The sequence below is a fragment of the Streptomyces rectiviolaceus genome, assembly GCF_039533825.1.
Lineage (GTDB): Bacteria > Actinomycetota > Actinomycetes > Streptomycetales > Streptomycetaceae > Streptomyces > Streptomyces rectiviolaceus.
Genome location: NZ_BAAAUG010000064.1, coordinates 1 through 22,699, shown reverse-complemented (window position 1 = coordinate 22,699; position 22,699 = coordinate 1). Strand labels below are relative to the sequence as shown.

At 71.9% G+C, this 22,699-nt stretch carries 13 protein-coding genes, 2 tRNA genes, 1 pseudogene and 1 riboswitch; of the genes and pseudogenes, 11 read left to right on the top strand and 5 right to left on the bottom strand.

Annotation, left to right across the window (positions count from 1 at the left end; all coding sequences use genetic code 11):
* The 9 genes and pseudogenes from ABD378_RS19090 to ABD378_RS19050 form a co-directional block, all read left to right on the top strand.
* Window positions 1-379, top strand: a pseudogene (locus ABD378_RS19090) (hypothetical protein); the annotation flags it as partial.
* A gap of 301 nt (window positions 380-680) precedes the next feature.
* Window positions 681-2,957 carry a DEAD/DEAH box helicase gene (locus ABD378_RS19085; RefSeq protein WP_344522127.1) on the top strand — a complete coding sequence of 759 codons (2,277 nt, stop codon included), beginning with the start codon at window positions 681-683 and terminating at the stop codon, window positions 2,955-2,957.
* Between the two features lie 161 nt (window positions 2,958-3,118).
* Complete coding sequence (locus ABD378_RS19080) at window positions 3,119-4,642, top strand: amino acid permease (RefSeq protein ID WP_344522126.1); 1,524 nt, start codon at window positions 3,119-3,121, stop codon at window positions 4,640-4,642.
* Window positions 4,643-4,774: 132 nt separating this feature from the next.
* Window positions 4,775-4,850: transfer RNA gene (locus tag ABD378_RS19075), tRNA-Lys, on the top strand.
* 131 nt (window positions 4,851-4,981) lie between these two features.
* Window positions 4,982-6,193: an alginate lyase family protein gene (locus ABD378_RS19070; RefSeq protein ID WP_344522125.1), complete on the top strand. Its 1,212-nt coding sequence runs from the start codon at window positions 4,982-4,984 to the stop codon at window positions 6,191-6,193.
* Between the two features lie 156 nt (window positions 6,194-6,349).
* Window positions 6,350-6,423, top strand: a tRNA-Met gene (locus tag ABD378_RS19065).
* Window positions 6,424-6,534: 111 nt separating this feature from the next.
* Window positions 6,535-7,803, top strand: a complete 1,269-nt coding sequence (locus ABD378_RS19060) for a PP2C family protein-serine/threonine phosphatase (RefSeq protein WP_344522124.1) — start codon at window positions 6,535-6,537, stop codon at window positions 7,801-7,803.
* A 221-nt stretch (window positions 7,804-8,024) separates the two neighbouring features.
* Window positions 8,025-8,171, top strand: a riboswitch (cyclic di-AMP (ydaO/yuaA leader).
* Window positions 8,172-8,182: 11 nt separating this feature from the next.
* Window positions 8,183-9,280: a M23 family metallopeptidase gene (locus ABD378_RS19055; RefSeq protein ID WP_344522123.1), complete on the top strand. Its 1,098-nt coding sequence runs from the start codon at window positions 8,183-8,185 to the stop codon at window positions 9,278-9,280.
* Window positions 9,281-9,442: 162 nt separating this feature from the next.
* Window positions 9,443-10,387, top strand: a complete 945-nt coding sequence (locus tag ABD378_RS19050) for an aldo/keto reductase (protein WP_344522122.1) — start codon at window positions 9,443-9,445, stop codon at window positions 10,385-10,387.
* On the opposite strand, the gene ABD378_RS19045 is transcribed toward ABD378_RS19050, so the two are convergent.
* The 4 genes from ABD378_RS19045 to ABD378_RS19030 form a co-directional block, all read right to left on the bottom strand.
* Entirely contained in the window at window positions 10,384-11,763 is a 1,380-nt protein-coding gene (locus tag ABD378_RS19045; protein WP_344522121.1) for a PrsW family intramembrane metalloprotease, read from the bottom strand. The two genes, ABD378_RS19050 and ABD378_RS19045, sit on opposite strands and share 4 nt — an antisense overlap.
* Before the next feature lie 85 nt (window positions 11,764-11,848).
* Window positions 11,849-12,649: a tRNA (guanosine(46)-N7)-methyltransferase TrmB gene (trmB, locus tag ABD378_RS19040; protein WP_344522120.1), complete on the bottom strand. Its 801-nt coding sequence runs from the start codon at window positions 12,647-12,649 to the stop codon at window positions 11,849-11,851.
* 215 nt (window positions 12,650-12,864) lie between these two features.
* A complete protein-coding gene (lhgO, locus tag ABD378_RS19035) occupies window positions 12,865-14,067 on the bottom strand; it encodes an L-2-hydroxyglutarate oxidase (RefSeq protein ID WP_344522119.1) in 1,203 nt (400 codons plus the stop codon).
* Between the two features lie 176 nt (window positions 14,068-14,243).
* On the bottom strand, window positions 14,244-15,710 hold the full coding sequence (locus ABD378_RS19030) for an NsdA family TPR-like regulatory protein (RefSeq protein ID WP_344522118.1): 1,467 nt from the start codon (window positions 15,708-15,710) through the stop codon (window positions 14,244-14,246).
* 718 nt (window positions 15,711-16,428) lie between these two features.
* Here ABD378_RS19030 and ABD378_RS19025 point away from each other — a divergent pair.
* Window positions 16,429-18,525 (top strand): asparagine synthase-related protein, encoded by a 2,097-nt coding sequence (locus tag ABD378_RS19025; RefSeq protein WP_344522117.1) that lies wholly within the window; start codon window positions 16,429-16,431, stop codon window positions 18,523-18,525.
* A gap of 225 nt (window positions 18,526-18,750) precedes the next feature.
* Window positions 18,751-21,954, top strand: a complete 3,204-nt coding sequence (locus ABD378_RS19020) for an AfsR/SARP family transcriptional regulator (protein WP_344522116.1) — start codon at window positions 18,751-18,753, stop codon at window positions 21,952-21,954.
* An 8-nt stretch (window positions 21,955-21,962) separates the two neighbouring features.
* Here the strand turns inward: ABD378_RS19020 and ABD378_RS19015 are convergent.
* On the bottom strand, window positions 21,963-22,699 hold a 737-nt coding region (locus ABD378_RS19015; protein ID WP_344522115.1), incomplete at its 5' end, for an NPCBM/NEW2 domain-containing protein.

Here is a 22,699-nt window from a genome sequence, read left to right as displayed (position 1 = left end):
TGATGCCGACCGCGGCGGCGCGAAGGGCGGCAAGGGCGGCAAGGGCGGCAAGGACAAGAGCGAGGGCAAGGGGCGGTCGGGCAGGTCCGGCGATTCCGGTTCCGATGCGGCCCAGGCCTCGGCGTCCGCGACCGGGGGCGGCGACGACCCCGCCCCGCCGACGAAGGACGGGCGGCCGTCCCCCACGCGTACGAAGCCCGACGCGCCGCGCCCCACGCCGACGCCCGATCCCCCGAAGCCGACCCCGACGCCGACTCCCGAGCCCACTCCGGAGCCCTCGTCGTCGGCGCACGAGCCTCCGAAGCAGGACGCGCAGCTGGGGGAGCGGTCGGAGGGGCTCGGGTCACGGGAGCCTTCACCGGAGGCCGGGCCCGCTTAGGCAGGGGTCGCTTGGGGCGGGGTTGTGGCGGTTCGGCCCCTGTCCGAAACCCGCTTCGTCGCAGGTGAGACGAGCTGTGGGGAGTGGAATCCAAGGTGCCTTGAGGGGTGTGGTTTGCGTTCGGGGGGGTTGGGTGAGTATGGTGGTAGATCGTTTGATCCCATTTGCCCGGCGCCGAAAAAGAAGAGCGCCGCGTGGCGCGTACTCTCCCTTGCCGTGGCTGACCGCATAGAGGCGGTCCATTGCGAAATCACGGAGTTGACGGGCGCGTGCCGAGACTCCGGAAGGTTTCGCATTTCGCATGTCCATTTCTCATTCTGACCACGCCGTCCTGCCCGAGAACGAGACGACCGACGAGCTGACGGTGGAGACCGTCACCGAAGCCGTCGAGACCGTCCAGGCCGCCGACGTCGTGGAAGCGGCCGAGCAGGTCGTCGTCGAGACCGAGGCCGCCGACGTGGCCGCCGAGGCCGACGAAGACGCTGAGACCGGCCCCACCTTCGGTGACCTCGGCCTGCCCGACGGCATCGTCCGCAAGCTCGCCCAGAACGGCGTGACCTCCCCCTTCCCGATCCAGGCCGCGACCATCCCGGACGCCCTGGCCGGCAAGGACATCCTCGGCCGCGGCCGCACCGGCTCCGGCAAGACCCTCTCCTTCGGCCTCCCGATGCTGGCGACGCTGGCCGGCGGCCACACCGAGAAGAAGAAGCCCCGCGGCGTCATCCTCACGCCGACGCGTGAGCTCGCGATGCAGGTCGCGGACGCGCTCCAGCCGTACGGCGACGTGCTCGGCCTGAAGATGAAGGTCGTCTGCGGCGGTACGTCCATGAGCAACCAGATCTACGCCCTCGAGCGCGGTGTCGACATCCTCGTCGCCACGCCGGGCCGTCTGCGCGACATCATCAGCCGCGGCGCGTGCTCGCTCGAGAACACCCAGATCGCGGTGCTCGACGAGGCCGACCAGATGTCCGACCTGGGCTTCCTGCCCGAGGTCACCGAGCTGCTCGACCAGGTCCCGTCCGACGGCCAGCGCATGCTGTTCTCGGCCACGATGGAGAACGAGATCTCCACGCTGGTCAAGCGCTACCTGACCAACCCGGTGACGCACGAGGTCGACAGCGCCCAGGGCAACGTCACGACCATGTCGCACCACATCCTGATCGTGAAGCCCCGCGACAAGGCGCCCGTCACGGCCGCCATCGCCGCGCGCAAGGGCCGCACGATCATCTTCGTCCGCACCCAGCTGGGCGCCGACCGCATCGCCGAGCAGCTCTGCGAGTCCGGCGTGAAGGCCGACGCGCTGCACGGCGGCATGACGCAGGGTGCCCGTACCCGCGTGCTCGAGGACTTCAAGAAGGGCTACGTCAACGCGCTCGTCGCGACCGACGTCGCCGCCCGTGGCATCCACGTGGACGACATCGACCTGGTCCTGAACGTGGACCCGGCCGGCGACCACAAGGACTACCTGCACCGTTCGGGCCGTACGGCCCGCGCGGGCCGCTCCGGCACGGTCGTCTCGCTGTCCCTGCCGCACCAGCGCCGCCAGATCTTCCGGCTGATGGAGGACGCGGGCGTCGACGCCGAGCGTCACATCATCAACGGCGGCGGCACCTTCGACCCGGAGGTCGCCGACATCACCGGCGCCCGTTCGATGACCGAGGTGCAGGCCGACTCCGCGGGCAACGCCGCGACCCAGGCCGAGCGTGAGGTCAAGGACCTCACCAAGGAGCTGGAGCGCGCCACCCGCCGCGCGACGGAGCTGCGCGAGGAGGCCTCGCGCCTCACCGCGCGTGCCGCCCGCGAGCGTGGCGACGACCCGGAGACCGCGGTGGCCGAGGCCACCGCCGCCGCCGAGGCCGCCGTCGAGGCCGCTGCCTCCGTCCCGGAGCAGACCGCCGCTCCGGTCCGCGAGGAGCGCCGCCCGCAGCGCGACGATCGCGGCAACTACGAGCGTGAGCGCCGTGACGACCGCGGTGGCCGTTCCTTCGAGCGTCGTGACGACCGCGGTGGCTCCGGCTTCCGTGGCGGCGACCGCCGTGAGGGTGGCGACCGTGGCGGCTTCAACCGTGACCGCGGCAACGACCGCAACGACCGTGGTGGCCGTTCCTTCGAGCGTCGTGACGACCGTGGCGGCTCCGGCTTCCGTGGTGGCGAGCGTCCCTCGGGCGGCGGCTTCAACCGCGACCGCAACGACCGTGGTGGCTCCTCCGGCTTCCGTCGTGACGACCGTCCCTCGGGCGGCGACCGTGGCGGCTTCCGCCGCGACGACAACCGTGGCGGTGGCTCCGGCTTCCGTCGTGACGACCGCCCCTCCGGTGGCGACCGTGGCGGCTTCCGTGGCGGCGAGCGCCGTGACGACAACCGTGGTGGCTCGAGCTTCCGTCGCGACGACCGCCCGGCGGGCGGCCACCGTGGCAGCGACCGTCCGTTCAACCGTGACCGCCGTGACGACCGCCCCTCCGGCGGCGCCCGCTCCGGTGGCCACGACCGCCCGGCGTTCAACCGCGACCGCTCCGGGACCGGCACCGGTTCCTTCGGCCGCCGTGACGACAAGCCGCGCTGGAAGCGCAACGGCTGACACCTGCTGAAGAGCTGAAGAGCTGAACAGCAACAGCTGAACCGACGGGCCCACCCCTTCCGGGGGTGGGCCCGTCGGCGTACGTATGTGTGTCTCCTTTGTGCGTCCCCTTTAGCCAAACGTGACGCATGTCATGTCCCTGCCGTGGGCAACGCTCGTGCATGACACCACCACCCGGCTCAGACGAGGAACGCCTCGCCCAACTCGGCTACACCCAGGTCCTGGCCCGCCGCATGTCCGCGTTCTCCAACTACGCGGTCTCGTTCACGATCATCTCGGTCCTGTCCGGCTGCCTCACCATGTATCTGTTCGGCATGAACACCGGCGGTCCCGCCCTGATCACCTGGGGGTGGGTCGGGGTCGGACTGATGACGCTGTTCGTGGGTCTCGCCATGGCGGAGATCTGTTCCGCCTATCCGACCTCCGCCGGGCTCTACTTCTGGGCGCACCGGCTCGCGCCGTCGCGGACCGCGGCCGCCTGGGCGTGGTTCACGGGCTGGTTCAACGTGCTCGGGCAGGTCGCCGTCACCGCGGGGATCGACTTCGGCGCGGCCTCGTTCCTGGGCGCGTACCTGAACCTGCAGTTCGACTTCCAGGTCACCGAGGAGCGCACGATCCTGCTCTTCGCCGCGATCCTCGTACTGCACGGCCTGCTCAACACCTTCGGCGTGCGCATCGTCGGGCTGCTCAACAGCGTGAGCGTCTGGTGGCACGTCGTCGGGGTCGCCGTCATCGTCGGCGCCCTTGCCTTCTCGCCGGACTCGCACCAGTCGGCGTCCTTCGTCTTCACCGAGTTCGTGAACAACACCGGGTGGGGCAGCGGGCTCTACGTGGCCCTGATCGGCCTGCTGATGGCCCAGTACACCTTCACCGGCTACGACGCCTCCGCGCACATGACCGAGGAGACCCACGACGCGTCGACCGCCGGGCCCAAGGGCATCGTCCGCTCCATCTGGACGTCCTGGATCGCGGGCTTCGTGCTGCTCCTCGGCTTCACGTTCGCCATCCAGTCGTACGACGGTGCCCGCGAGTCGGCGACGGGCGCACCGCCCGCCCAGATCCTCCTGGACGCGCTCGGAGCGACCACGGGCAAGCTGCTCCTGCTGGTCGTCATCGGCGCGCAGCTCTTCTGCGGCATGGCGTCCGTGACCGCCAACTCCCGGATGATCTACGCCTTCTCGCGGGACGGAGCGCTGCCCTTCTCGCACGTCTGGCACTCGGTCAACCCGCGTACGCGCACGCCCGTCGCAGCGGTCTGGCTCGCGGCCCTGGGCGCGCTCGTCCTCGGCCTGCCCTACCTGATCAACGTCACGGCGTACGCGGCGGTGACGTCGATCGCCGTCATCGGCCTCTACATCGCCTACGTCATCCCGACCCTGCTGCGGCTGCGCAAGGGCGAGGAATTCGAGCGCGGGCCCTGGCACTTGGGCCGCTGGTCACGCCCGATCGGCATCGTGGCGGTGGCCTGGGTCGGCGTGATCACGGTCCTCTTCATGCTGCCGCAGGTCTCACCGGTCACCTGGGAGACCTTCAACTACGCCCCGATCGCGGTCCTGGCCGTCCTCGGCTTCGCCGCGACCTGGTGGCTGGCATCGGCCAGGCACTGGTTCCTCAACCCGGACCACGAGCGCACGGCGGCCCGCGAAGCGGCCCGGAGCGGGGCGCCGGAACCGACCGATCCCTGACCGCGCCGCGGCCGTCCCAGGCCTGCACCTGGCCCGCACCCGGCCCGTCGCGGAACGCGCGACGGGCCGAGGAGGCGATACCCGATCGGACGCCTTGTCCTGTCCGGCTATGCTCGGGGGGTGCAACCGCACGGACCGTTAGCTCAATTGGCAGAGCAGTGGACTTTTAATCCATTGGTTGTGGGTTCGAGTCCCACACGGTCTACCACTCAGGCCCAGGTCAGGCAGCTTCTGACCTGGGCCTGTGGCGTTGGTCGCCCGAACGGCCCCGCCTCGCCTGCGCCCCCGCGGCCCACGAGTGACGCTGAGCCTGCCAGGTGGTCGATCCGGAGGTACAGCATGGGTTCCGTACGGCGGGCTCTCGTGATGCTGCTCGTGCCGTTGCTGGTCGGCGTCTCGGCGGCCTGCGGTGGGTCCGGCGGCGGTTCCGGCCGGGCCACCGAGCGGGCGCGCCCCGCGGAGCTGGCCTTCGAGCACCCCGGGGTGCTCGTCAGCAAGGCGCAGCTGGATCGCGTCCGCGCGCATGTCACGGCGCGCGACCAGCCCTGGCTGAGGGCTTTCGAGCAGATGCGGGACAGCAAGTACGGCGCGGCCGACTACCGGGCCAAGCCGTACGCCGTCGTCGAGTGCCCGCCCGACACCCGCCCCGGACACGGCTGCGTCGAGGAGCGCGAGGACGCCATCGCCGCGTACACCCAGGCCCTGCTCTGGAACATCACCGGCGACCGCGCGCACGCCCAGAAGGCCGTACAGATCATGGACGCCTGGTCGCGGGTGGTCACCCGGCACACCGAGGCCAACGCGGGCCTCCAGACGGCCTGGGCCGCCTCATCGTGGGCGCGTGCGGCCGAAGCCGTGCGCTACACCTACGACGGCTGGGCCGACGGCGAACTCCTCCGCTTCGAGCGGATGCTGCGCAATGCCTATCTGCCCCAAGTGCGCGACGGAGCAGCCGACTTCAACGGCAACTGGGACCTCCTGATGGCCGACGCGACCATCAGCATGGCGGTCTTCCTGGACGACCACGAGTCCTTCGAGAAGGCAGTGACGCACTTCAGGACCCGCGTGCCGGCCTACTTCTATCTGGAGTCGGACGGCCCGCTGCCCGTCTCGCCCGAGGGCAGCGGCATCAATACCCCGGAGAAGCTCCGGAAGTACTGGTTCGGGCAGAAGACCTTCGCCGACGGGCTCTCCCAGGAGACCTGCCGGAACTTCAAGCACGCCAGCTACTCGCTCGCGGCCACCGCGCACATCGCAGAGACCGCCTGGCACCAGGGCGTCGACCTGTACGGCGAGGTCAAGGAGCGGCTGCGGGCCGCGCTGGAGTTCCACTCGAAGTACCAGCTGGGCGCCGAGGCGCCGGACTGGCTGTGCGGCGGCAGGGTGCAGCGCGACATGGGGCCCGACACCGAGGTCGGCCTGAACCACCTGCGGGAGCGGCTGAAGCTGGAACTGCCTCAGACGCGGAAGCTCACGCTCGAGCAGCGGCCCGAGGGGACGGACAACCTGTTCGTAGCCTGGGAGACGCTGACGCACGCCGAGAACGCGTGAGCGGCGTGCGTCAGCGTTCGCCGCGGGTTCGGGCCGCTCCCGCCTGTTTTCCGCCCGATTTCCGCCCGATTTCCGCCCGTTTTCCGGCTGCATTCCGGCTGCTCCTCAGCCGGTTCGCTTTCACTCCGCCTGATGGCGTAGAGTTGCATTCAACGGCGCGGGGTGGAGCAGCTCGGTAGCTCGCTGGGCTCATAACCCAGAGGTCGCAGGTTCAAATCCTGTCCCCGCTACTAAAGACCGAAGGCCCGGATCCAGAAAATGGATCCGGGCCTTCGGTGTTTTCCCCCGTCACTCTGTCGGCCCACACGGGTCGCCCCGCGCCACCGCTCCGGGAACCCTGGATGAACGTGGTCATGGGTCTGGTCCTGGCCGCGGAATTCGGCAGGAGAAGACCGGTGGGGCAGCGAGGAGGAAGCGGCGGGGGCAAGAGTCCCGATGTCCGGCATGAGCGGGCTCTCGTGCGGGCCCTGCCCCTGCTGCTCATCGTCGTCGGGGTCGTCTACGACATCTCGACCCCACCCGCGTTCACCGCCGCGCCCCTCTTCACCGCCGCCCCGCTCATCGCGGCCCCCTTCTACTCGCTGATCACCACCGCCCTCATCGGGGCGGGGTCCTGCGCCGCCGTGCTCGCCCTGCACTTCAAGAGCAGCACCACCGCCGACGTCGAGGCGATCACCGAACTGATCACGGTGGCCACCGTCGCCGTGCTCGCCGTCGTCATCAACCGCGTCGTACGCCGCAGCGACGAACAGCTCGCCTCCGCCCGCACCATCGCCGAGGCGGCCCAGCGCGCCGTGCTGCCGCAGCCGGACCACCGGATCGGCGGGCTCGATGTCGCGGCGCGGTACGAGGCGGCGGAGGCCGACGCGTTCATCGGGGGTGATCTGTACGCCGTGCAGGACACCCCGTACGGCGTACGCGTCATCGTCGGCGACGTACGCGGCAAGGGCATAGGCGCGGTGGCGGCCGTCGCCGTCGTCATCGGGGCGTTCCGGGAGGCCGCCGAGCAGGAGGCCACCCTGGAGGCCGTGGCGCAGCGCCTGGAGCGGGCCCTCGCGCGTGAGGGCACGCGGCGCGACGGGCTCGACGCCTTCGAAGGGTTCACCACCGCCGTGCTCGCGGAGATCCCGCACGGCGACGGTCTCGTACGCCTCGTCAATCGCGGGCACCCCGGGCCCCTGCTCCTGCGCGGCGACGGACGGCTGTGCGTGCTGTCCGCCACCGAGCCCGCGCTGCCGCTCGGGATGGGCGACCTGGGTGCCTGGCCGGACCGTGCGGACGAGACGGAGTTCCCGCCGGGGGCGATGCTGCTGCTCTACACCGACGGGCTCTCGGAGGCGCGTGACGTCCGGGGCGAGTTCTACAACCCGGCCGCGCGGCTCGGCGGCCGCATCTTTCCGGGGCCCAACGGCCCGGACGCGCTCCTGGCCACGCTCACCGAGGAAGTGCGGCGGCACACCGGGGGCGGGACGACCGACGACATGGCGTTGCTCGCGGTGCGGCGGCCGTTGATGGCTGGGGATACCGGGGGCGATACCGGGGGCGATACCGGGGGCGCCGGGGCCGACGGCTGGACCGACGCGGGCTCCGATGTCACCGGCCGTGACTGAAGGACACCACTCCGCATAACAACTGACGTACTGTCAAGGAGATGTGAAGCTCCGGTGTGTGAAGAAGTGGGGTCAACTCGCCCCGTTCCGAACCCCCGTGTCCCGTTAAGTGCAGGCCAAAGTCGTTAACGATCAGTCGGAACGGCTTGGAATACGACCCTGCCGTCTATTAACGTTCGATAACGCAGCGCGGTCGTCCCAGCCGTCACTCGAGTCGGCTCCGCGCGCACGCGCCTAATCCCGAAAGGGAGCCGGGGAACCACTAATTGGGGTGAATCGGGCATCTGTGCATCCGTGCCAGATGTTCGTAGGAGACCTTCCTGCTCCGAACCCGTCAGCTAACCCGGTAGGCGAGAAGGAAGGAAAGGAGTGCGCCCCAGTGGCGTCCAACCGCCCTGCCCCCCAAGGCGTGTACGTACCGAATGACGACGACTTCGGTGGGTACGACGACAGTTCCTGGGAGGAATGGAATCCCACCGAGGAGTCCATCCGTCCCGTCCGCGGCAGGCACCGCGTCCACAAGCGGGGCGGTGGCGGGCTCGCCCGCAGCTCCACTGTTCTCGGCGTAGGCGTCATCGCCGCCGTCGGCGCGGGCGGCATCGCCACCGCGCAGGGCGGAAAGCCCCCGGTCTCCATCGAGATGCCGGACCTCTCGGCCGTCACGGACTCGCTGCCGGAGGCCAAGTCGCTTCCCGGCGTGGGGTCTTTGATATCCGACGACTCCTCCGACTCCGGCTCCGGCTCCGGTTCCGCGGACAACGGCGTGACGACCGCCGCCGCGCCCCTGAGCGCCGCCGGCATCAGCACCGCCGACGCCGAGCAGGGCACCACGGACGCGGGCGAGGCACTGCGGGCCCGCATCATGGAGCAGGCCGAGAACCAGCAGGACCAGGCGGACGACGCGGTCCAGAAGGCGGCCGAAGAAGCCGCCGTCAAGGAAGCCGCCGCCCAGGCCGCCGCCAAGCAGACCGCGGCCGAGAAGAAGATCGCCGCCGAGAAGGCCGCCGCGAAGAAGAAGGCCGAGGCGGAGGCCAAGCGCAAGGCCGAGGCGGAGCGCCTGGCCAAGCTCGCCAAGAGCTTCACCCTCCCCGTCGGCTCGTACACGCTCACCGGCACCTTCGGTCAGCCCGGCTCCATGTGGTCCTCCGGCTACCACACCGGCCTGGACTTCGCGGCTCCCACGGGCACGCCCATCAAGGCCATCCACTCCGGCACCATCAAGGAGGCCGGCTGGGCGGGGGCGTACGGCTACCGCACGGTCCTTGAGCTCGACGACGGCACCGAGATCTGGTTCTGCCACCAGTCCTCGATGAACGTCAGCGTCGGCCAGAAGGTCACCACCGGCGAGACCATCGGCCGCGTCGGCGCCACCGGCAACGTCACCGGCGCGCACCTCCACCTGGAGGTCCACCCGGGCGGCGACTCCACCGGGGTCGATCCGGCGGCGTGGCTGCGCGGCAAGGGCCAGTCCCTCTGACGCAGCCCCAGAACCCCGGCGGTCCTGGCGGCAACCCCCCGACGTCAGGGCTGCCGGTCAAGGGCGCCCGCTCACCGGTTCTCCCCGAGCGGATGCCCCACTGATCGGAACCGGCATCCCGCTGTACGGAATTCCGCGATCCGTAAGGGCGTTGAGTCCCGTATGACTTCTCTCCGCAAGCTTGGTTCGTCCGACCTCGAGGTCTTCCCGCTCGCACTGGGCGGCAACGTCTTCGGCTGGACGGCCGACGAGGCGCAGTCCTTCACCGTGCTCGACGCCTACACCGCCGCGGGCGGCAACTTCATCGACACCGCCGACGTCTACTCGGCCTGGGCGCCCGGCAACAAGGGCGGCGAGTCCGAGACCGTCATCGGCAACTGGCTCGCCGCGCGCGGCAACCGCTCCGACGTCGTGCTCGCCACCAAGGTCGGCGCCCACCCCGACTTCAAGGGCCTGTCCGCGAACACCATCAAGTCCGGTGTCGAGGAGTCGCTGCGCCGCCTGCGCACCGACTACATCGACCTCTTCTACACGCACTACGACGACCCGACGGTCTCCGTCGAGGAGATCATCACCGCGCTCGACGACCTGGTGACGTCCGGCAAGGTGCGCGCCATCGCCGCGTCCAACGTGACCGCCGACCGGCTCCAGGAGTTCCTCGACTTCTCCGACCGCGAGGGCCTCGCGCGCTACTCGGTGCTGCAGCCGCACTACAACCTCGTCTCGCGCGACACGTACGAGGGCACGCTGGAGCAGGTCGCATCGCGCTCCGGCCTGGCCGCCGTCCCGTACTACGCGCTCGCCTCCGGCTTCCTGACCGGCAAGTACCGCCCGGGTGCGGCGGTCGACAGCGCGCGGGCCCAGGGCGCGGGCAAGCACCTGGACACCGACCGCGGTCTGCGCGTGCTCGCCGCCCTCGACGAGGTCGCCCAGGCGCGCGGCGCCGAGCTCGCGACCGTGGCCCTCGCGTGGCTCGCGGCGCAGCCGACGGTGGCCGCGCCGATCGCGTTGGCCCGTACGGTCGAACAGCTGCCCGCGCTGCTCGCGGTGGGGGAGCTGGAGCTGACGGAGGCCGAGGTGTCGGCGCTGACGGCGGCTTCCGCCTAGCCGCGGTAGGGGTTGTACGCGGGGTAGGGCATCGCCGGGCGGCCGTACGGATATCCGTACGGCGGCTGCTGCTGTTGCTGCGGGTAGGGCTGCTGGTACGGCTGTTGATATCCGTACGGCTGCTGGTATCCGTACGGCGGCGGCATCGGTACGAACACCGGTGCCGTCGCGCGCGCCGCGTACGCGAGGGCGGGCCGTGCCGCCTCGCGGCGCTCCCACAGCGCGTGCAGCAACTCCCGCTCCCGTACGACGAAGTCGGCGCCCGCGCGGCCCTTGCGCCCCCGGTGCCGCAGGAGCGCGAGAGACGTCGCGTACGTCTCGTACTGGGCGACCGTGCGCGCCGCGGCCTTGCCCTGCGTGTAGGAGGCGTAGTCGCGGGCCAGCGTGCGGGCGCGCATGGTGCCCAGGGCGTACGGCTCGGGTGCGGTGAGCCAGCCCGCGAGTGCGTACGCGGGCAGTTCGGCCCGCACGATGCGCAGGCCGCGCTGTCTGATCCAGATGACCAGCCAGGTGAGCAGGCCGAAGGCGGGCAGCATGAAGAGCGCGTACACGGCGAAGAAGCCGTAGTCCCCGAAGACCGCCGAGCCGTTCCACAGGGCGTGCAGGCCCATCGCCAGGAGGAGTCCGCCGACCGGGAGCAGGACGCGGCGCCAGTTCTGGCGCTCCGCGCTGAGCGCGGCGATGCCGAAGCCGATGCCGGTGAGCACGGTGAAGAGCGGGTGCGCGAAGGGCGACATCACGACGCGTACGAAGAAGGTCGCCGCCGTCACGGACGCGAGTCCGGTCCCGCCGTTGAGCTGGTCGGTGCCGAAGGCGCTGCCGAGATAGAGGATGTTCTCGGTGAAGGCGAAGCCGGTGGCGGTCACTCCGGCGATCACCACGCCGTCGACGATGCCGGTGAACTCCCGTCTGCGGAAGAGGAAGACGAGCAGCACGGCCACGGCCTTCGCGCTCTCCTCGACGATCGGCGCTATGACCGTCGCGCCGAGGGTGTCCGCGCTGGTGGGGTCGGCCGTGGCGGTGGCTATCCAGCGGGTCGCGAAGCTGTTCGCGACGATCGCTATGAGGGCGGCGGCGCAGGCGCCCCAGGCGAAGGCGAAGAGCAGATTCCGCCAGGGGCCCGGCTGGACCCGCTGCAGCCAGCGGAAGGCGGCCACCAGGAGCGGCACGGGCAGCGTCGCGAGGCCGAGCCCGACCAGGAAGCCTTCGGTGCCGGTCTGTTCCCTGACCAGGGCCAGGATCACCAGGCCGGACAGGGCGAGCAGCGTGACCAGGGCGGCCGCGCGTATCGCCCGCCGCTGCCACCAGCGAGCGTGCCGCAGCCCGGCGGGCCCGGCGGGGGGCATCGGGTGCGGGTACGGAGAACGGGTGGCCACCCGTTGACCCTAACGAGGGACGGGGGTGGCCCGCGACGGTGTCTCAGGCCCCGTGGCCGGTATCGCAGGGATCCTGTCCGGTATCTCAGGCTTCCTGGCTGTTCTGGCTGGGTGTACGGCGGAACAGCAGGTCATGGACCACGTGCCCCTTGTCCAGGCCCTGGCCCTCGAACCGGGTGAGGGGGCGGAAGGAGGGACGGGGCGCGTACCCGCCGTCGGCCTGGGTGTTCTCGAACTCGGGGTGCGCGGTGAGCACATCGAGCATCTGCTCGGCGTACGGCTCCCAGTCGGTCGCGCAGTGCAGCACGGCGCCGGGCTTGAGGCGGGGAGCGGCGAGGTCGAGGAAGTCGGGCTGGATGATGCGGCGCTTGTGGTGGCGGGCCTTGGGCCAGGGGTCGGGGAAGTAGACGCGGAGGCCGTCGAGGGAGGCGGGCGTGAGCATTTCGCGGAGCAGGATCACGGCGTCGCCGTTCGCGACGCGGATGTTCTCGAGGCCGTTCCGCTCGGCGAGGCCGAGGAGATTTCCCTGGCCGGGGGTGTGCACGTCCACGGCGAGGATGCCGGTGTCCGGATCGTCGGCTGCCATCTGGGCGGTGGCCTCGCCCATGCCGAACCCGATCTCCAGTACGACGGGACGCTCGCCGCCGAACAGTTCGGCGAGGTCGAGGGTCCGCTGCCCGTCGATGTCGAGACCCCACTTGGGCCACAGCCGCTGGAGCGCGTCCGCTTGGCCCGCGGTCACCCGGCTCCTGCGGGGCTGGAAACTCCGGATCCGCCGCTCGAAGTGCGACCCGGCGGGGTCGGGCGCGGGGCCGTGGGGGAAACGGGGTTCGCCCTTCGGGCGGGGGGCGTGGGGGCGCTCGGGGGCGGGGTTCGACTCAGACACAGTGGGGGGATTTTATCTGGCGCGGGGGCCTTGGCTGCCGTCATCACCGGCTCCGCCGAGTTCGTCCTCAAACGCCGGACGGGCTGATAGTTCAGCCCGTCCGGCGTTTGAGGACATCTTGTACGGGGTCTGGGGCGGAGCCCCTGCGCGGCGAAGCCGCCAATAGATACAGCCGGGAAGGGGTGGGGTTGGGGAAAGCCCCGCAGGGACCGCCCTCACAGCAACCCAAGCACCCGCCGGGCCACAGCCCGCCCAATCGGCAGCGAAGCCGTCGCCGCAGGCGAAGGCGCGTTCAGGACATGCACGGCCCGCACCCCCTCCCGGATGAGGAAGTCATCCACCAGCGTCCCGTCACGCAAGACGGCCTGCGCCCGCACCCCCGCATCCGCAGCCACCAGATCATCCGGAGTCACCGCAGGCAGCAGCCTCCGCACCGCCGAGGTGAACGCCCCCTTGGAGAAGGAGCGCCGAAGCTCCCCCGCCCCGTACCGCCAGTGCCGCCCAGCCATCCGCCAGGCCCCCGGCCAGCCCAGCGTCCCCGCCACCTCCAGCGGCCGCACCACACCCCATCCGTACCCCTCACGGGCCAGCGCCGGCACCGCGTTGGGCCCCACATGGACCCCGCCCCCGATGCCCCGCGTCAGATGCACCCCCAGGAAGGGGAATGCCGGGTCCGGCACCGGATACACCAGGCCCCGCACCAGCTCGGGCCGCGCCAGGTCGAAGTACTCCCCGCGGAAGGGCACGATCCGCATCCCGGGGTCGTCGCCCGCCAGCATCGCCACCCGGTCGCACTGCAGCCCCGCGCAGTTGACCAGGACCTTTGCCCGCACCACCGAACCGTCGGCCGTGCGAACGGCCACCCCGAGGGCCGCGCGCCGGTCGATGCGGACGACCTCCGCCCCGTACCGCACATCGGCCCCGGAAGCGTCCGCCAGGCGCTCCGCCACCGAGCCGTAGTCACAGATGCCCGTCGTCCCGACCTGGATCGCGGCGAGCCCCCGCACCTCCGGTTCGTACTCGGCGATCTGCGCGGGGCCCAGCTCACGCACCGGAATGCCGTTCTCCCTGCCGCGCTGGACGAGTGCGTGCAGGCGGGGCAGCTCGGAGCGCTCCGTGGCGACGATCAGCTTGCCTGTGACCTCGTGCGCGATGCCGTACTCCGCGCAGAACTTGATCATCTCGGCGGCGCCACGCACCGCGTACCGCGCCTTCAGGGAGCCGGGGCGGTAGTAGATCCCGCTGTGGATCACCCCGCTGTTGCGTCCCGTCTGGTGCCGGGCGGGACCCGGCTCCTTCTCCAGGACGGTGACCCGCGTCCCCGGGGCGCCGCGCGAGATGGCATACGCCGTCGACAGACCGACGATCCCGCCGCCGATCACCAGCACATCGCAGTCGTACGCCAAGGCCCGGACCATCCCGCATCACCTCCCACACCGATAGTGCACTGCGCCACTGACAACGCCCTCAAACCCGGCGAGGACCGCAGGGTTACAGGGTGCGTAAATGCTGTTGCCGTTCCGGCGGTGCAGGGGGAGACATCTCGGGCCCTGAACGTGAATCCCGGGCACCTCACAACAGGAACCCCGCTGAACTACGCGGGGGCCACGAGCAGCGGCCGCGCACGCTCCCGCAGCTCCACCACCCGCGGCTCGTCGCCGTACGGCTCCAGGCGGTGCAGCAGGTCCTTCACGTACTCCGTGGTCCGCGCGGACGAGATGCGTCCCGCGACCTCCAAAGCCCGTGTGCCCTGCTCGCAGGCCGCGTCGAGGTTCCCCGACTCCAGCTCGGCGACCGCCGACACCACGAGGCGCAGCCCGTGCGAGCGCACGAACTCCTCCGTCGGCCGCTTGAGCGCCTGCTCCGTGAAGCGCCGCACCTGGCGGGGCGCCTTCAGGTCGCGATAGCACTCGGCGGCGTCCGCCGCGAAGCGGTCGTATCCGTAGAAACCGAGCCACGACGGGTCGTTGTCGCCCTCCCGGGCCCGCTCCAGCCACCCCTCGGCCGCCCGCAGCGCCGCTCCCGCCGCCTGCGCGTCGTTGGCGCGCGCGTGTGCGCGTGCCTCGACGAGGCGGAAGAAGCTCATCGTGCGTGCGGTGGCCAGGCCGCGGTTGCGCTCCAGGGCCGCCTGCGCGAGGTCGACGCCCTCGTCGCCGAAGCCGCGGTAGGTCGCCTGGAGGGACATGGAGGCCAGGACGTACCCGCCTAAGGGCACGTCGGCCGCCGCGCGGGCCAGGCGCAGGGCCTGGATGTAATAGCGCTGGGCGGCCTCCTGCTGGCCGGTGTCGAAGGCCATCCACCCGGCGAGGCGCGTCAGTTCGGCCGATGCCCCGAAGAGCGAGCGGCCCACCTCGTCCGAGTACGAGCCGAGCAGCAGGGGAGCCGCCTCGACCCGCAGGCACTCCGGGACCATCGACGAACGCCAGTCACCGCCGCCGTACTTGGAGTCCCAGCGGCGGGCGTCCTCGGCGGCCTCCCGAAGTTTCACCACGTCACTGTGGCCGACCTTCATCGGCTGCCCGCTGTTCGCGCTGTCGGCGCCGTCACCGGGGTGCCCCATCTCGCGGGGCTCGTCCAGGATGACGTCGCGGGCGACCGAGCTGTCGGCCGGGGTTATCAGCCAGCGCGAGGCCGGCGTGGCGTACGCGCTCACGGCGAAGGATCCGGCGAGCGACTGCCAGATGCCGCCGCTGCCCGCGCGCCTGCCCGCCAGATCGAGGCGGTAGAGCTCGGTCGCCGACTTGACCGCGGCGCCCACGTCACGCGGGAAGGCAAGGCCCACCTCAGGCGCGGGATCGGCGTCCGCGAGCCCGATCTCGTGCAGCGGGACGGGGCGGCCGAGCTTCTGCCCGATGGCCGCGGCGATCAGGTGCGGGGCAGCGCCTTGCGGCACCATGCCCTTGGACACCCACCGGGCCACCGATGTCTTGTCGTATCGAAGCGTCAACCCGCGTTGTGCGCCGAGGTCGTTGACCCGGCGCGCGAGTCCCGCATTGCTGATTCCCGCGAGGGCGAGAACGGTGCCGAGTTTTTCGTTCGGCCCGCGTTGCTCCCTGGACATGCGCCACCCCTCGACACAGACGGCTGCCGCGATGGCTTGACCGCGCGGCATGCGTGCTGCGTTCCCCCAGGGACAGCGGCGTCCGCGACTACGACCGCCGTGGCCCGGAACCTCGGCCGCAAGAGCATTTGGCCGAGCCCCCAGGTATATGCCTCCGCGAAAACATCAGCACACACAGCGTAGTTCGCCGAATCCCAAGCGTTAAGAGGCGTAGTTCCGTATGGCGAGATTGTTGCCGGTAGGGAAGCGGGGGAGTGCCGGGGTGTGCTCCGGGTGTGTGGCCGTGCGCCTGCGTGTGCGCTCTTCACCGGCCATAAGGGGAGCGCTTCCATGGATGGTGCGTGGGTCGGCCCGCTGCGCTGGAGTCAGCGGGCTGGGGGACACCGCCGCCTCCATCCCCGCGGGCGGCGGACCAGTCCGGGGGGCGAATGACGCCTCCCGGACTGTGTGTTGCCATTTACGGTTCCGTCACGTGAACGCCATCCGGTGATTTGGCTGAAAATCGCCTCTCCGGAGGCCGGGTGAGGGCGGGGTGAGGCGGGGGTGCCGCACCCCCGCGCAAGGAGAAGGGCGTGGTCGTGCCCTTCAAGTACCGCTCCCCCGGGGCAGATTAAGGGGAGCGCGAGCACCCCCGTAGCCACTCCCGCGCGCCTCCTTCGTGGCAGCATGGGACCCCAGTTCTCGATGCACTGGTTGTCCACAGCCTGTGGAGGCAACGATGCGGTGGTTGGTGGGGTGGAGCAGCACTGCCGCGAAGCCTGCGGTGGTGGGCTCGGCCGGGGCCACCGGTGAGAACGGCGAGACCGTTCATCCCGTGGGCTCCCAACTCCTCTGGGGCGACCCGGATCCGCTGTGGGCGGTGGGTGACTGGCGCGCCGACGAGGTGCGCACGGTCAAGGCCGACGAGCAGACGCGCATCGCGGTCCTCGGCACCTGCGGGGCGAGCGACGAGGAACTCAGGGTCGGTCTGTTCGCGGCCCGCGGCGGCGCCCTGCGGCACCTGACCGCGTGGTCCGGGAGCTACACCGCGGTCGTCCAGATCGGGCGCCGCGTCATGGTCGCCGGTGACCTGGCGGGCGCGCGCCCCGTCTTCTACACCCCCTGGGCCGACGGCACGGCCTTCGCGACGGCGGCGCTGCCCCTTGCCGACCTCATCGAGGCCCACCTGGACATCGGCCACCTCGCGGCGCTGCTAGCCGCGCCCGACGTGCCGGAGGCGCTGCAGGACTCGACGCCCTATCAGGGCGTGCGACGCGTACCCCCGGGGCACGCGCTGATCCTGCGCGCGGGCGCACGGGAGATCGCCGGGTACGAACACGTGGCGTCCCTCGCGGTCGCCGCGGCCGCCACCGACGCGACCAGCGCCGTGGACGGCGTCCGTGACGCCCTCGTGGAGGCGGTACGCACACGCCTCAGCGCCCCGCGGCACGTCCCCGGAGCGGACGTCGACCCGGGCCCCGTGCCGGGCATGGGTCCTGCCGAGCGGCGGGCGGCACGCGGGATGCCGGTGCCCGGCATCGGCGCCGACCTCTCCGGAGGGCCCGCGTCCGGCACCCTCGCGCTGCTCGCCGCGGGCCTCCCGGGGATGCCCGGCACGGTCCTCGGCCACGGCACGGGCGCGGGGGAGCGGCTCCTCGCCGTCACCTTCAACGACCTCGCGGTCAACGGCCGCGAGGCCGAGCTGGAGCGGGCCGGCGCCATCGCGGCCAATCCCCGCCTGCACCACGTGGTGGTCGCCGCGGGCGAAGAGGCCCTTCCGTACGCGGACTTGGACGGCCCTCTGACGGACGAGCCGAGCGCCGCCCTCGTCACGGCCCAGCGCCACCGTGCGCGGCTCTCCTCGGGCAGCGCGGACCACTTCACGGGGTACGGCGCCCGGCAGGTCCTCGACGCCCATCCGGCCCGCCTCGCCGACCTCCTGATGGACCGCAGACGGCGCCATCTGGTGCGCCCCGTGGCGGCGTTGGTGAAGGCGGACGGCTCCCCGGGCTCCGTCATGGTCCCCGCGCGCGTGTACGGCGCCGCGCGCAAGCTCTCCCGGATGTCCTACCGCGCGGGCGTCGACGCGCTCGCCGACCGTCTCCTCCAGCGCCGCTTCGACGAGCCGGGCGGGGCGGTGGGGGCGTCGATGGCCGCCCTCGCCTGGGCAAGACCGGGGCCCGCGGCCCGTTGGCTGACGGGCGAGGCCCTGGCTGAAGTATCGGTTCGCCTCCAGGACACGACCGGGCGCCCAGGCGCCGGACCCGGCCAGCGCCCCGGTGAGTTCCGTGCCCGCGCGGCGCTCGCCCGGCACGCGGCGGACCTGCGCGTCCTGGAACAGGCCGCCGAGGTCCGCTTCCAGCGCCTGCACGCGCCGTTCCTGGACAACCAGGTGGTCCGGGCCTGCCGCGCGCTCCCCGTCGCCCTGCGCGTCCAGCCAGGGGCCCGTGCGGCCATCCTGCGTACGGTCCTCGAAGGAGCCGGAGTGGCCGAACTGCCGCCCGGCTGGGGCGCTCCGTCCCACGCGTCGTCCGCGGCGGCGGCACGGACGGGCCTGCGGGTGGCGGTGGACGACCTCCTGGCCCTCTTCGACACGCCCTTGCTCGCGCAGGCGGGCCTGGTGGAGGCCCGCGTGGTCCGCAAGGCGCTGCGCGCGGCGGCAGAGGGCGAACCGCTGCCGCTGGACGGCCTGGCGGACCTGGTCTCCACGGAGCTGTGGCTGCGCCGCCTGCTGTCCCGCAGGGGCACGTGCTGGACGGGAACCCCCGCGCGGCAGAGGGCGGTCCCTACGGGGAGCGTCGTGCCGCAGAGGGGGGCGTTGGGCGCAGGGCGGTAACTGGCTCCGGAGCCTCGCGCGCCGTTGATCACCGGCTTCGCCGAGCTCGTCCTCAAATGCCGGACGGGCTGATAGTTCAGCCCGTCCGGCGATTGAGGACATCTTGTACGGGGTCTGGGGCGGAGCCCCAGGTGGGCCCCCGCGCCAGAGCGGGTTTTCGGGAAGGGGCGGGATTGGGGAAAGAAACCCCGCGCCCCAACCCACCCCACCGGCGAGAATGGCCCCGTGCGGTACAAGATCCTGGGCGCCACCGAGGCGTACGACGAACAAGGGGAGCCCCTGCCCGTAGGGGGCCGACGGCTCCGCGCCCTCCTCGCCACCCTCGCCCTGCGCACCGGCCGCACGGTCCCCGTGGAAACCCTCGTCGCCGAGGTATGGGCGCAGGACGAGCCCCCCACCGACGCCACCGCCGCCCTCCAGGCCCTCATCGGCCGCCTCCGCCGCGCCCTCGGCAAGAACGCCATCGCATCGGAACCCGGCGGCTACCGCCTCAACGCCACCCCCGAAGACATCGACCTGCACCGCTTCGAACGCCTCGTACGCGACGGGAAGGCGGCCCTGCCCCACGACCCGGCGTCGGCCGCCCGCACCCTCCGCGACGCGCTCACCCTGTGGCGCGGCCCCGCCCTCGCCGACCTGCCCGACCGCAGCGCGGCGACCCGCCCCGATGCGCTGCTCGCCGAGGCGACCCGCGCGCGGATCGAGGCGGACCTGCTCCTGGGCCACGCCTCCGACGTCGTACCGGAGCTGAGGGAGCTCACCGCCGACCAGCCGTACGACGAGGCACTGCACGCCCTCCTGATCCGCGCCCTGCGTGACGCGGGCCGCGGCGCCGACGCCCTCGCCGCGTACGAGAACGCCCGCCGCACGCTCGCCGACGCCCTCGGCGCGGACCCGGGCCCTGAACTCCGCGCCCTGCACGCCCAGTTGCTGGACCCGGCCCTTGGCGTGGAGCCCGGGGCGGCCCATGGGCCGGAGCGATCAGCGAGACCGGCGCGGACAGGCAATCTGCGCCCCCGCCTGACCTCCTTCGTCGGCCGGGAACCCGAACTCGCCGCCATCCGTTCGGACATGAGACGGGCACGCCTGGTCACCCTCACCGGCCCCGGGGGCTCCGGCAAGACCCGTCTCGCCGAGGAGGCCGCCGCCGGGCATCCGCAGGCATGGCTGGCCGAGCTCGCCCCGCTCGACCAGCCGGAGGCCGTCCCCGGCGCAGTCGTCAGCGCGCTCGGCCTGCGCGAGACCACGCTGATGACCAGCGAACTCTCGGTGCCGCAGGACGACCCGGTCGCCCTGCTCGTCGAGTACTGCGCCCCGCGCGGCCTGCTCCTGCTCCTCGACAACTGCGAGCACGTCATCGGCGCCGCCGCCGAACTCGCCCAGACCCTCCTCACGCACTGCCCGGACCTCACCGTCATCGCCACAAGCCGCGAACCCCTGGGCGTGCCGGGCGAGTTCGTGCGCCCCGTGGAGCCCCTTCCGCCCGACCCGGCGCACCGCCTCTTCACCGAGCGCGCCATGGCCGTGCGGCCGGACTTCGACCCGGAGGAGGACGCCGAGGCCGTCGCCGAGATCTGCCGCCGTCTCGACGGTCTCCCGCTCGCCATCGAACTGGCCGCGGCCCGCCTGCGCCTGCTCACGCCCCGGCAGATCGCCGACCGCCTCGACGACCGCTTCCGCCTCCTCACCAGCGGCAGCCGCACGGTCCTGCCCCGCCAGCAGACCCTGCGCGCCGTCGTCGACTGGTCCTGGGACCTGCTCGACGACCCCGAGCGGACCGTGCTGCGCGAGGTGTCCGTCTTCGCCGGCGGCTGGGACATCGAGGCGGCGGAGGCGGTCTGCACCGGGCCCGCCGCCGACCTCATCGGCGCCCTCGTGGACAAGTCCCTGCTCATCGCCGAGCCCACGTCCGGCGGTGACATGCGCTACCGCATGCTGGAGACCATCCACGAGTACGCGTCCGAGCGAGCCGCCGAGACGCCGGAGCGACGCACCGCCGCGGGCCACCGCCACACCGCGTACGTCCGCGCCCTGGTCGAAAAGGCCGAACCCTTGCTCCGCTCGGCGGACCAACTCCCCTGGATCCAGCGCCTGGAGACGGAGCTGGACAACATCCGCGCGGCCCTGCAGCGCGCCATCGAGTCCCGCGAGGGGGAGCAGGCCCTGGCCATCGCCCTGGGGGTGGGCTGGTTCTGGTCCATGCGGAACTACCGCAGAGAGGGCGCGGACTGGGTCGCCGGCATCTTGCGCCTCGCACCGCCGATGCCGCCCGACGGGCCGGACGGCGCCCCCGAAGACACGGGCGACCCGCTCCACTGGTCCTGGATGAGCCTGCGGCTTCTGCACTTCTTCCTGGTGGCGGAGTCCAGGCCGATGGAGGCGCTGACGGGCGAGGACGACCGCGCGTACCTCAGGCGGGTGCGGAACGCCTTCGCGCGACCGGTGCCGGCGGCGGCCCGCTTCCCCGGCATCATCTGGCCGTTCACCGCCTACTTCCTGGACGGTCCCGACACGGCGAGAAGCGGTTTGGACGACGTGGTCGCCAACTGCCGCAGGTACGGCGGTGACTGGGAGGTCGGCGTCAGCCTGATGTTCCGCACGCACCAGGCCGTCGACGCCCCGGGCAATCTGTCCGGTGTCGACGAGGATCTCGCGGAGCTGCGTGGGCTGAGCAGGCGCGCGGGCGACCGCTGGATGCGCGCCCAGGTGGCCAGTGCGGCGGGCGAGGCCGCGATGGCGCGCTGTCGGCACGCGGATGCGCGCGTCGAGTACGACGAAGCGCTGCGGCTCGCCTACGAAGTGGGCGCCTACGCCGAGACGCCTTTCCTGATCGCCCGTCTCGCCGAGATCGCGTACCGCGAGGGCGACCGCGAACTTGCGGCGAAGGCCCTCCATGAGGCGGGCATCGAGGCCGACCGGTACGGGGTGGCGGACTCGTGGGCGTTCATCCGGACGCTGCAGTCGCAGATGGCGCTGGACGACGGCGAGGTCGCCAAGGCCCGCGCCCTGTTCGAGGAGGCCCGCGCCGACGCCGAGCGTGGCACGCCGCCGCCGCAGTTCACCGCGGCGCTCCAGGCCCTGGAGGCCAAGGTCGTGGCCGTCGAGTCGGGCCCGGAGCAGGCACTGCCGCTGCTCGCCGACGGCCTGCGGGTGGCCCTGGCGAGCCGGTGCGCGGAGTTGGTCATCGCGGCCCTTGTGGAGAACGGAGCCGCCCTGGTGAGCAGGCTCGGCGACCATCCCCGTGCGGTCCGCCTGCTCGCTTTCGGCACGCGGCTGCGGAGCGGCAATCCGCGCCCGATGCCGGAGCTGGCCGACGCCGACGAGGTCGAGACGGCGGCCCTCGCCGCGCTCAGCCTCCGCCGGTACGAGGCCGAGCGCGCCGCGGGCGCCGGACTCACCGCCGCCGAGGCGCTCGCGCAACTGAGCTGAACCGCGGCCTACGTACAGCGGAAGCGCGACTGCGCCCAGTCCGCGAGCGCGGCCGAGTCGAACGGTGAGTGCGGCTCGACGACCAGGCGGATCGTCTTGCGCCCGGTCAGGCTCACCTGCACCGGCACCGCCGGGTCCCCGCCCTTGATCATCGGTGACTGCCACAGCCGCACGCCGTCCCCGAAGATCGAGAACCGCACCTTGCCGAGGCCCATCGTCATGTCGTCGACACCGACGACCGCGTCGTACGTCGAGCACTCGCGGTTCAGGTCGATGGTGACGGAGGACTGGCCGTGGACGGTCACGCCGTGGTCGTACTGCTTGTCCGCGATGGACAGGCCGGACCGCTGCCAGACCCAGCTGCTCTCGCCGAGCCGCATCTCGGGCTTGGTGCCGTCACCGACGCCGCCGTACTGCAGCTCGCTCCACTGGTAGACCACCGGGGCGGGCGGGGGCGGAGGCGGAGGCGGCGGCTCGGGCTTCGGCTCGGAAGGCGTGGGAGTCGGCGTCGGCTTGGGGGCCGGCGGTTTGGGCTTCGGAGTGGGCGTCGGGGTCGGCTTCGGCTCGGGAGCCGCCTTCGGGGGAGGCTTCGGCTTCGGCTCGGCGACCGGCTGCTCGGGCTTGGGCTTCGGTTTCGGGGGCGGCGGCTTGCTCGGCGCGACAGGCTCCACGACCGGCGGCTTCTCGGCGTTCGGCAGGTCCTTGGGCTTGTCACCGCCCGCGGTGAGGGCCAGCGCCACGGCGG